The sequence below is a fragment of the Streptomyces sp. NPDC001933 genome (assembly GCF_042890955.1).
Taxonomy (GTDB): Bacteria; Actinomycetota; Actinomycetes; order Streptomycetales; family Streptomycetaceae; genus Streptomyces.
In genome coordinates, this window is the sequence record NZ_JBIASS010000003.1 from 452,583 (window position 1) to 462,477 (window position 9,895).

10 protein-coding genes are annotated in these 9,895 nt (G+C 71.8%); 3 read left to right on the forward strand and 7 right to left on the reverse strand.

Annotation, left to right across the window (positions count from 1 at the left end; genetic code table 11):
- Positions 1-178 precede the first annotated feature (178 nt).
- The 7 genes from ACFYY7_RS09815 to ACFYY7_RS09845 all read right to left on the reverse strand — a co-directional run bounded on the left by ACFYY7_RS09815 (position 179) and on the right by ACFYY7_RS09845 (position 8,248).
- Positions 179-1,756, reverse strand: a complete 1,578-nt coding sequence (locus ACFYY7_RS09815) for a dipeptide ABC transporter ATP-binding protein (RefSeq protein ID WP_388659205.1) — start codon at positions 1,754-1,756, stop codon at positions 179-181.
- The gene (locus ACFYY7_RS09820; protein ID WP_356088462.1) at positions 1,753-2,742 is read right to left on the reverse strand and encodes an ABC transporter permease; all 990 of its coding nucleotides are present in this window, start codon (positions 2,740-2,742) and stop codon (positions 1,753-1,755) included. Before ACFYY7_RS09820 ends, ACFYY7_RS09815 begins: the two co-directional genes overlap by 4 nt.
- On the reverse strand, positions 2,739-3,722 hold the full coding sequence (locus ACFYY7_RS09825) for an ABC transporter permease (RefSeq protein ID WP_388659208.1): 984 nt from the start codon (positions 3,720-3,722) through the stop codon (positions 2,739-2,741). The genes ACFYY7_RS09820 and ACFYY7_RS09825 overlap by 4 nt, the downstream gene beginning before the upstream one ends.
- Positions 3,723-3,724: 2 nt before the next feature.
- Positions 3,725-5,449 carry an ABC transporter substrate-binding protein gene (locus ACFYY7_RS09830; protein WP_388659211.1) on the reverse strand — a complete coding sequence of 575 codons (1,725 nt, stop codon included), beginning with the start codon at positions 5,447-5,449 and terminating at the stop codon, positions 3,725-3,727.
- 226 nt (positions 5,450-5,675) lie between these two features.
- A complete protein-coding gene (locus tag ACFYY7_RS09835) occupies positions 5,676-5,771 on the reverse strand; it encodes an Ms4533A family Cys-rich leader peptide (RefSeq protein WP_323185735.1) in 96 nt (31 codons plus the stop codon).
- A gap of 168 nt (positions 5,772-5,939) precedes the next feature.
- Positions 5,940-7,274 (reverse strand): DUF3152 domain-containing protein, encoded by a 1,335-nt coding sequence (locus tag ACFYY7_RS09840; RefSeq protein WP_388659214.1) that lies wholly within the window; start codon positions 7,272-7,274, stop codon positions 5,940-5,942.
- Positions 7,275-7,282: 8 nt separating this feature from the next.
- Positions 7,283-8,248 (reverse strand): alpha/beta fold hydrolase, encoded by a 966-nt coding sequence (locus tag ACFYY7_RS09845; protein ID WP_388659217.1) that lies wholly within the window; start codon positions 8,246-8,248, stop codon positions 7,283-7,285.
- 109 nt (positions 8,249-8,357) lie between these two features.
- On the opposite strand from ACFYY7_RS09845, the gene ACFYY7_RS09850 reads away from it, so the two are divergent.
- The 3 genes from ACFYY7_RS09850 to ACFYY7_RS09860 all read left to right on the forward strand — a co-directional run bounded on the left by ACFYY7_RS09850 (position 8,358) and on the right by ACFYY7_RS09860 (position 9,752).
- Positions 8,358-8,573 carry a hypothetical protein gene (locus ACFYY7_RS09850; RefSeq protein ID WP_388659219.1) on the forward strand — a complete coding sequence of 72 codons (216 nt, stop codon included), beginning with the start codon at positions 8,358-8,360 and terminating at the stop codon, positions 8,571-8,573.
- A 168-nt stretch (positions 8,574-8,741) separates the two neighbouring features.
- On the forward strand, positions 8,742-9,383 hold the full coding sequence (locus ACFYY7_RS09855; protein WP_018105511.1) for a TetR/AcrR family transcriptional regulator: 642 nt from the start codon (positions 8,742-8,744) through the stop codon (positions 9,381-9,383).
- Between the two features lie 141 nt (positions 9,384-9,524).
- Positions 9,525-9,752 (forward strand): DUF3107 domain-containing protein, encoded by a 228-nt coding sequence (locus ACFYY7_RS09860; RefSeq protein WP_218105578.1) that lies wholly within the window; start codon positions 9,525-9,527, stop codon positions 9,750-9,752.
- Positions 9,753-9,895 lie beyond the last annotated feature (143 nt).

Sequence of the window (9,895 nt, forward strand, 5' to 3'; positions counted from 1 at the left end):
GAGCTGGTTGGGGGGCGGCGGGGTTGGGTGGGGCGCCCCCGGGCGGCCCCCCTGTTGGGTGCCGGGGGGGGGGGGGGGGGGGGGGTGGCCCCCCCCACCACCGAAAGGGGTGAACCGTCGTAACTTTCCCGCCCCAGTAGCGTTCTGTCGCGCTATGGGAGCGAGCGGTCACTCAGGGTCAGGCTGCGGCCAGCTCCTTGCGGGCCGCGCGGCGCACCGTCGCGAGCGCCGGGTCGAGCGCGGGAACGGCCGCCAGCAGCTGCTTGGTGTACGGGTCCCGGGGGTTCCCGTACACCTGGTCCACCGCGCCCTCCTCGACGATCCGGCCCTGCCGCATGACGGCGACCCGGTCGCTGACCTGCCGTACGACGGCGAGGTCGTGGGCGATGAAGACCAGGGCGAGTCCCAGTTCCCGCTGGAGTTCCGCGAGCAGGGCGGTCACCTGGGCCTGGGTCGTCACGTCGAGAGCGGAGACCGCCTCGTCGCAGACGATCAGCTCCGGCTCGGCGGCCAGTGCCCGTGCGATACCGACGCGCTGGCGCTGCCCGCCGCTGAACTCGTGCGGGTAGCGGTCGTAGCTGTCCGGGTCGAGTCCGACCCGGGTCAGCAGGTCCCGCACCCGCGCCCTGATCGCGGCCTCGTCGCGCTGCCCACGGGCCCGCAGCGGGTCGGCGACCGACTCGCCGACCGAGCGGCGCGGGTTGAGGGAGGAGACGGGGTCCTGGAAGACCATCTGCACCCGGGCGTCGCGGCTGAGCCGCCCCGAGGTGGGCTCCAGCAGTCCGACGAGCATCCGCCCGAGGGTGGTCTTGCCGCTGCCGCTCTCCCCGACGATGCCGAGGGTCTCGCCGCGCCGGACGGTGAGGGAGACCCCGTCGACGGCGGCGAGCGCGGTCTTCCCCCTGCCGAACACCTGCCGGACGCCGTCGGCCTCGACGAGCACCTCGCCGTCGTCCGCCGCCGTGCCGGACCGGTCGTGCGCCTCCGTCACCCGGGGCACCGCCGCCAGCAGCGCCCTCGTGTACGGCTCGCGCGGCGCCACGAGCACCTCGCCCACCGGTCCGCGTTCCACCGCCCGGCCCGACTGCATGACCAGCACCTCGTCGACCGACTCCGCCGCCACGCCCACGTCGTGCGTGACCAGCAGCAGCCCCATGCCCGTCTCGCGGCGCAGATCGTGGAGCAGGTCCAGGATCTGGGCCTGGACGGTGACGTCCAGGGCGGTCGTCGGCTCGTCGGCGATGAGCAGCTGGGGCTCGCAGGCCAGGGCCATCGCGATCAGCGCCCGCTGCCGCATCCCGCCGGAGAACTCGTGCGGCCTCGACCGGGAGCGCCGTACCGCGTCGGGGATCCCGACCCGGTCCAGCACCTCCACCGCCCGCGCCCGCGCCGCCCGGCGGGAGGCCCGGTTGTGCACCCGGTACACCTCGGCGATCTGGTCGCCCACCGCGTAGTACGGGTCCAGCGAGGACAGCGGGTCCTGGAAGACCATCGCGGCCTTCGCGCCCCGCAGGGCCCGCAGTTCCGCGTCGTCCGCCGCCGTCACGTCCACCCCGGCGACCCGGATCGAGCCGCCGACCCTCGCGCCGGTCCCCCGGTGCAGTCCGAGCAGGGCGTACGCCGAGGCGCTCTTGCCGGAGCCGGACTCCCCCACGACTCCGAGCGCGCCGCCGGCCTCCAGCGAGAACGACAGCCCGTCCACGGCTCGTACGTCGCCGAACGAGATCGAGAGATCGGAGACTTCGACCAGGCTCATGCCAGTACCACCCGTCGGTCGGCCATCGCCTGGAGAATGTCGGCGACGGCATTGGCGAGGACCACGAAGAATCCGGTGACGAGCACCAGACCGACGACCACCGGAAGGTCCACGTGTTTCACGGCGTCGACGAGTTCACGGCCGACCCCCGGAATCCCGAAGAGCGATTCGGTGAGGACGGCGCCGCCGAACATCGAGCCGATGTCGAGTGCGCCGAGCGCGATCACCGGCGCCAGCGCACCGCGCAGCGCGTGCCGTCCCACGAGCGCCCGTTCGCCGACCCCGTACGCCCTGAAGGTGCGCACATGGTCCTCGGCCAGGGTCTCCAGCATCGAGGCCCGGGTCATCCGGGCGTACGGGGCCGCCGACACCAGGGCCAGGGAGATCCAGGGCAGCAGCAGGTTCCAGGCCCACTGCTCCGGGTCCTCGGTGAGCGGTACGTAGTCCGGGAACGGCAGGATCTGGAGCGCCGTGACCAGGACGATGATCAGCAGCAGTCCGATGACGAAGACCGGGGTCGCCATGCCCGCCAGGGTGATCCAGGTCAGGACGCGCTCGGTCAGCCGGCCGCGCCGCCACACCGAGAGCAGTCCGGTGCCGACGCCGAGCAGCATCCACAGCACGAAGGCGCCGACGGCGAGCGAGGCGGTGGCCGGGAGCTTGGCCAGGATCAGCTCGGTGACCTGCTGGTCGCTCTGGTACGAGAGCCCCAGGCAGGGCGCCTGGCAGTGCAGCACGCCGGTGCCGGTCGAGTAGTCGCGGCCGGTGAAGAGCGCCTGGAGGAAGTGCGCGTACTGCAGGTACAACGGGTCGCCCAGGTGCAGCTGTTCGCTGACCTGCGCCACCTGCGCGGGCGAGCAGCGCGGGCCGCAGGCGATCTGCGCGACGTTGCCGGGGGCGACGTAGAAGGCGGCGTAGACGACGACGCTGAGGGCGAGCAGCACGAAGAGTGCTCCGCCGATCCGTCTGAGCAGGAACCACTTCACGCGTCGGCCTCCTTCTTCCGTCCAGTGCCGATCCGCAGCCGGGACTCGGCGCGCGGGTCGAGCGCGGTGCGTACGCCCTCGCCGAGGACGGTCAGCGCCAGCACCGTGATGAAGAGCAGCAGGGCGGGGATCAGCAGATAGGTGGGCGCCGCCTGGTACCAGGTGTCGGCGTCGCTGAGCATCTGTCCCCAGGACGGCGTGGGCGGCTTGATGCCCACGCCGAGGAAGGACAGGGCCGCCTCGACGACGATGTTCGACGGGAAGAGCAGCACCGCGTAGGTGATGACGGGCGCGGCCAGTGCGGGCAGCAGTTCGCGCCTGGCGATCTGCCAGGAGCCCCAGCCGCTGAGCCGGGCGGCGGCGACGTGGTCGCGCGATTTCAGCGAGAGCGTCTGGGCGCGCACGATCTTCGAGGTCCCGGACCAGCCGATCAGGCCGATGATCACGGCGATCAGGACCGGGCGGGGGAAGCTCGCGGGTACGACGGCGAGCGCGCCGAGCGCGATCACCATGACGGGCAGCGCGACCACGACGTCGGTGACCCGGCTGAGCGCCTGGTCGACGAAGCGGTTGCCGAGCCCGGCCGCGAGCCCGATACCGACGCCGACGATCACCTGGAGCAGGGTGGCGGCGAGCGCGACGCCGAGCGAGACCCGGGCCCCGTACACGACGCGGGCGAACAGGTCGCGTCCGGTGAGCGGTTCGACGCCGAGCCAGTGCTCGGCGCTGATCCCGCCGAAGGAGCCGACCGGCACCCCGCCGGTGGCGGAGTCGACGAGGTCGGGGTGGTACGTGGTGGGGTCCTGGCCCTCGATGCCCGCGAGCAGCGGTGCGGCGAGCGCCGCCAGGACCAGCAGGGCGACGATCGCGGCCGCCACGAGGGCCGCGCGCCGGGCGCGCAGCCGCCGCCAGAACGGATTGGCCCCGGAGGCGGGGACCTTCGCGGTCCCCGCCTCCTCGGCCGGAGTTGCCTCTGCCATGACTACTTGACCGCGACCTGCGAGATGTCGAGCACGCCGGTCCAGTCGCTGATCACGACGTTCTTGACGGCCTCGCCGTACAGGCGCTTGTAGACGGGGTGGAAGAGCGGCACGGTCAGCGCCTGCTCACCGACCTTCTCGTCGAGCGCGCCCCAGCGCTTCGCGGCGGCGTCCAGGTCGGTCAGCTTGTTGATCTCGTCGATCTCCTTGTTGACCGCGGGGTCGTTCAGCTGGCCGGAGTTGAAGTTGTAGCCCGACCTGACGATCTGGCGCCCGTCGAAGATCGGCGCGAAGAACGGGCCGCCGGACGGCCAGTCGGCGCCCCAGCCGCCGAGGAAGAAGCCGGGCTCGCTCTTCACGTTGTAGACGGTGTCGGAGTAGTCGTTGGACTCCAGGCCCTGGAGCTTGACGGTGATTCCGGCCTTCTTCAGCGCCTCCTGGAGCGCGGTGGCGATCTCCGGGCTCGTCGCGAAGTCCTTGTCGTTGGAGTGCGTGAGGGTGACGGTCAGCCCCTTGGGGTAGCCGGCCTCCTTCAGCAGTTCCCTGGCCTTGGCCGCGTTGCCGTTCTTCCCTGCCGGGAAGTGGTCGTACGGCGCGTGGCCGAAGGCCGCCTGGTCGGGCAGGAAGGTGGTGGCGGGCTCGGCGAGCGAGGAGCCGCCGGCCGCGTTGACCACGGAGGAACGGTCGACGGCGTACGAGATCGCCTGACGCACCTTCGGGTTGTCGAACGGCTTCACCTTCGGGTTGAACGCGATGTAGTTGGTGTAGCCGAAGTGACCGGTGCCGACGCGGGCGGCGAGCTTCTTGTCGCCGGTGACCTTGGCGAGTTCGGCCGGGCCCAGGTTGGTGTCGGTGGTGACGGCGGCGGCGTCGGCGCCCTGCGAGGCGGACAGGCGCTGGTTGATGACGGCGGAGTCGAGCCCGGAGCGCACGTCGATCCGGTCGGGGTAGGCCTTGCGCTCCTCGTCGGTCGCCGCCGACCAGTGCGGGTTGCGCTCCAGGATCAGGCGCTCACCGTCGCCCTCGTTCTTGACGACCTTGTACGGGCCCGAGGAGATCGGGTGCTCCTCGTACTTGGTGCCCGTGTCCTTGGCCTTGGGCACCGGGGTGGTCTGGGTCTGCGTGGCCAGGAAGGGGAATTCGCCCTCCGGCTTGTTGAGGTGGAAGACGATGGTCTTCGCGTCGGGCGTCTCGATCGAGTCGAGGCCCTTCTTGTCCTTGTACGGGCCCTGGTAGTCGGCGCCGCCGATCAGCCAGTCGCGCAGGTAGGGAGCGCCGCCGGAGAGCTCTGCGGCGAAGGAGCGCTCGATGCCGTACTTGATGTCGGCACTGGTGATCGCGGTGCCGTCCTCGTACTTCAGGCCGTCCTTGAGGGTGTACGTCCACACGGTGGCGTTCTTGCTGGGCGTGCCCAGGTCGGTCGCGAGGTCGGGGACGACCTTCGCTCCGGCGGCGCCGTTCTCCCGGTTGCGGGTGGTGAGCGTACGGAAGACCAGGGACGGGACGTTGCCGCCGCCGGAGGTGTAGAGCCGCGCGGGGTCGAAGTCATCCTGCGGCTTGCTGTTGAGGACGGTGAGCGTGCCGCCCTTCTGCGGCTTGCCGGCCGCGCCGGAGCTGCCGTCGCCGCCCTTGTTCTCCTTGGGTCCGCAGGCCGCGGCACCCGCCGCCACGACGAGTACTGCGGTGGCCGCGGCCACGCGGCGCGATATGACGGACGGTTGACGCATCGGAAGATGACCTCTCGGATGTACTGCCTGGGCAAAACGGGACGTAATGGTTCCGCGCAGGCAGCGACGAGAGCGAGTGCACACAGCCGGTCGGCGGCTGGAGAAGCCGACCGGTGACAACGAACTGCCGCGCCTGCGGAGGGAATGCGCCGGGCGCGGCGGTCATGCATGGCGGCCCGGCCCGTTCAGGGCTCGGACGGCGGGCGGACGCGCGCTCGGGCAGGCGTCAGCAACAGTCGATGTCGGCGACACTGTGCCCGGTCACACCGATGAGCGCCAGCTCTATGGCTGCGCGATCGGGGAGGACGGGGCCGTGTGACATGCCGAGAAATATGGATCACCGCTCAGGGGATGTCAACGCGAATTGAGACAGCGATCTCACCATGCGGACAGAGGGCGGGCAGGCGTGCGCCGGTTCCGCATACGGCCGCGGTGCCGGGCATACCGAAGGGGCGGGCCCGCCACACTCGCGGGCCCACCCCGTTCCGGATCAACTGGGCGGATACACCCAGGCGTTGGGACGGCACTTGATCCCGTCGATGTTCAGCGACTTGGTCTGCTGCTGCATCACCGGAGCGAGGGCTCCGGCCGTGCCGCAACTCACATGGTTGTGGCCCAGCCGGTGGCCGACCTCATGGTTGATCAGCATCTGGCGGTAGGCGAAGAGTTTGTCCGGACCGAAGGTCGACGACCCCTGTGCCCAGCGGTAGGCGTTGATCATCACGCGCTCGGTCGCCGCGGAGTCGCAACTGACGTTGTCCTCCGTGGTGTCCAGACCGGACTTCTCGCACCACTCGCCGGTGGTCCCGGGGCTGGCCAGGGTGATGACGAAATCGGGATCGCCGGAGGAGATCCGCTCGAACGTCATCGCCCCGTCGTGCGCCCAGCTGCGGTCGTCGTTGAGCGTCTCCTGGACGGCCCTGGCGAAGAGCTCGGCGTCGAGACCGAGCCCCTTCTCCACGTCGATCCGGTACTGGTACTTGTGCCCCCGGCCGGGCGCCTTCGCCTTCCCCGGAACCGTCTCGAACTTTCCGGACGCCGTCAGCTTCGGCGCGAGCGGATATGCCTTGGCCATCTTCTGCTCGTACGTGAGCGGCTTGACCCGCACCGGCTGCGGGGTCGCCCGGTCGTCCGAGCGGGAGGTGCCGTCGAGGCCGTCCCGGTCGACGCCCGCGGGCTGCGCGGCGCTGGTCCGGCCGCCGTCGTCCTGGGCGACCTGCCCGGCCACGACCACCGCGAGCACGGTGGTCACCGCGGCGGCCGCGATCCCGGTGAAGGTGCGCCCCTTGGAACCCTTGCCGTCCTTGCTCTCCTTGCCGGCGGCCGGGTCGGCGGCCGGGTCGGGCGGCCGCTCGTCCCACTCGCCGACCGGGGCGTACGGATCGGCGGGGCGGGCCGGGGGGACGGAGGGCCCGCGCGGTGCGGGCGGCGCGGGCGGAGCGTCGAACGCTTCGACGAACTCGCGCCGCGGTCCCGGTATCAGCGGCCGGGTGCCGGTCTGCGGCTGCTGCCGGGACGCCGCCTGCGGCTGGGCCGAAGCCTGCCGCCCCACGGTCCGGGGGTCCTCGGCCCGGAACCGGGGCTGGGGCCCGGTCCCCCAGCCGCCGCCGGGTTCGCGCTGCTCGGGGTGGCCGCCTCGGACGTGTCCGGCCTGCTGGAACGGGGCGTGCCCGTCGGAGCCGGACGGTGCGTCGGCAACCCTGCGGCGCCGGCCGGAGCCGGGGCCCGGCGGCCGGACGCCCTCGCGGTCGCCGCCCGCGGTCGCGGCGGCGGCCTCGCTGTCGGACCCCGAGGGTTTGGGGCCCTTTCGACTATGTCGTCCCACGCCCCGGATCAGCTCCCGCCGCGTTCGTCGAGCAGTTCCCGGAAGGCCTGGGCGACCACCTCCGGGTACTCCATCATCGCCACGTGCCCCGCGTCGGGCAGCGTCAGCAGCCGTGAATCGCGGAAGGCCGCGGCCGCCCTGCGCGCCATCCGGTACGAGACCAGCTGGTCCCGTCCGCCGTACACGAGCTGGGTCGGTGCGAGCACCCGCTCGGCCTGGCGCCACAGTCCGTGCTGACCGCCGAGCGTGTACGCATCGACAATGCCACGCGCCGAGCGCGCCATCGCGTCCCAGAAGTACGGCAGCTCCATGCGGCGCTCCATTTCGGCCACCGCCGCGCGGAAGCCCGCCTCGGAGACCCGCCCAGGATCGCCGTAACAGAGCGCCATCACGCCACGGGTGCGGTCCTCCGCGGACCACTCCCTGGTCAGCCGGGCGAACAGGCCGGCCACACCGGGCACCGCGAGCAGCCCCGTCGGCATGGCGGACCGCTGCACCCGGATCTCGGGGAGCGCGGGCGACACGAGGGTGAGGGTGCGCACCAGGTCGGGACGGACCGCGGCGACCCGGGTGGCCACGGCACCGCCGAGCGAATTGCCGAACAGATGGACCGGCCCGCGCTCCCCGGCGTCGAGGAACCGGATCACGGCGCGGGCGTGCCCGGTGACCGAGTAATTCCCGTCGTCCGGCGGCGAGGAGTCGCCGAAGCCGGGCAGGTCGACGGCCTCGCCGTCCACCACGTCCTGGAGCAGCGGCATCAGCGCCGACCAGTTCTGCGAGGAGCCGCCGAGCCCGTGCACGTAGAGCGCGGGCGGCAGTCCGGCCCGCTGCGGAGGCCGGGACCGGACGGTCAGCGTCAGCCCGGGGAGCGCGACGGAGCGCAGCTCCTCCCCCTCCGCGACCCCGACGGTGCCCACTGCGGGGGACGCCGCGGCGGCGACGGCACGGACGCCCGGCAGCTCGGTCGAAGACATGCGGCAATGTTACGAGACGATCACACCCCGATTCATGTGTTCGCGGTCACAGACCGCGTAGCGGCCCGCCGGGGTAGCTCCTACGCTCGAAGCAAGGAAGGGAGTCACCATGACGGTCGACCCCAGCGACCCGGAGACCTTCGAGGACATCCAGCCGGACGAACCGGACCAGGAGACCCCCCGGGCCGACGCCGCCGAGCAGCGGGCCGATCTCCAGCAGCGGCGCGACGAACCGCTCACGGAGATCGACCGGGACAGTGCCAACGAGGCGGATGCGGCGGAGCAGGCCCGCTTCGTCGCACAGGATGAGGACGAATACCGCTGATACAACCTGATTTGTCCCGGTGGCCGAGGAATCTGTGGCTACCGCAGCCGTCCGGTCCATGAAATTCTGCGTCCGCGCCGCGCGTACCCGGGTTACCCAAAAGTACGATGGCTGTACGGCGCAGCGTGCACGGAAAAGCTGTGTCCGATCACAAATTTGGGAGGCGGCGTGACAGCCATCGAGCAGACCGAGGCGGCGCGCCCGCGAGGCACTCGCCTGCCTCGCCGCGCCCGACGCAATCAGCTGCTGGGCGCCGCGCAGGAAGTCTTCGTGGCGCAGGGCTACCACTCCGCCGCGATGGACGACATCGCCGAGCGGGCCGGGGTCAGCAAGCCGGTGCTCTACCAGCACTTCCCGGGCAAGCTGGAGCTCTATCTGGCCCTTCTCGACCAGCACTGCGAATCGCTTCTCCAGGCGGTCCGTACGGCACTGGCGTCGACCACCGACAACAAGCTGCGGGTCGCCGCGACGATGGACGCGTACTTCGCGTACGTCGAGGACGAGGGCGGCGCCTTCCGGCTGGTCTTCGAGTCCGACCTGACCAACGAGCCGGCGGTGCGCGAGCGCGTCGACCGGGTCTCGCTGCAGTGCGCTGAGGCGATCTCCGACGTCATCGCCGGTGACACGGGGCTGTCCAAGGACGAATCGATGCTGCTCGCGGTCGGCCTGGGAGGTGTCTCCCAGGTGGTGGCCCGCTACTGGCTCTCCAGCCGGTCGGCCATTCCGCGCGACACCGCGGTCCAGCTGCTCACGTCGCTGGCCTGGCGGGGCATCGCGGGCTTCCCGCTGCACGGCATCGATCAGCACTGACGCGGGCCGCCCGGCGCGGCCGCGCCCGTGTTCGCTGCGGGCGTTGCTCTCCGGCCACTGGCGGCCCCCCTCAGCGGGCTAATGTGTGCTGGGTACGGCGCGGCTCACCGCGCAGGGACTGACCGTCGGAGGGACATAGCCGTGGAGGTCAAGATCGGGGTGCAGCACACGCCCCGGGAGATCGTTCTGGAGAGCGGGCTTTCCGCCGAAGAGGTCGAGAGCACGGTCGCCGAGGCGCTCACCGGTAAGGCGCAGCTGCTCAGCCTCACGGACGAGAAGGGCCGCAAGGTCCTGGTGCCGGCCGACCGGATCGCTTACGTGGAGATCGGCGAGCCCAGCACGCGGCGCGTGGGATTCGGCGCGCTGTAGTCCAGCACGCTCTCAGCAGTGACCGTGGCGGGGGGGGGGGGGGGGGGGGGCCGCGCCCGCCCCCCCGCCGCCCCCCGGCGCGCGGGGGGGGGGGGTTGGAGGGGGGGGGCGGGGGGGGGGGTGGGGGGGCCCGCGGGGGGCGG

Coding starts and splice junctions, on each gene's coding strand:
- ACFYY7_RS09845 (WP_388659217.1), bottom strand. CDS start 8,248: ATGTCTTCGACCGAGCTGCCGGGCGTCCGTGCCGTCGCCGCCGCGGCG.
- ACFYY7_RS09850 (WP_388659219.1), top strand. CDS start 8,358: ATGACGGTCGACCCCAGCGACCCGGAGACCTTCGAGGACATCCAGCCG.
- ACFYY7_RS09825 (WP_388659208.1), bottom strand. CDS start 3,722: ATGGCAGAGGCAACTCCGGCCGAGGAGGCGGGGACCGCGAAGGTCCCC.
- ACFYY7_RS09835 (WP_323185735.1), bottom strand. CDS start 5,771: ATGTCACACGGCCCCGTCCTCCCCGATCGCGCAGCCATAGAGCTGGCG.
- ACFYY7_RS09830 (WP_388659211.1), bottom strand. CDS start 5,449: ATGCGTCAACCGTCCGTCATATCGCGCCGCGTGGCCGCGGCCACCGCA.
- ACFYY7_RS09815 (WP_388659205.1), bottom strand. CDS start 1,756: ATGAGCCTGGTCGAAGTCTCCGATCTCTCGATCTCGTTCGGCGACGTA.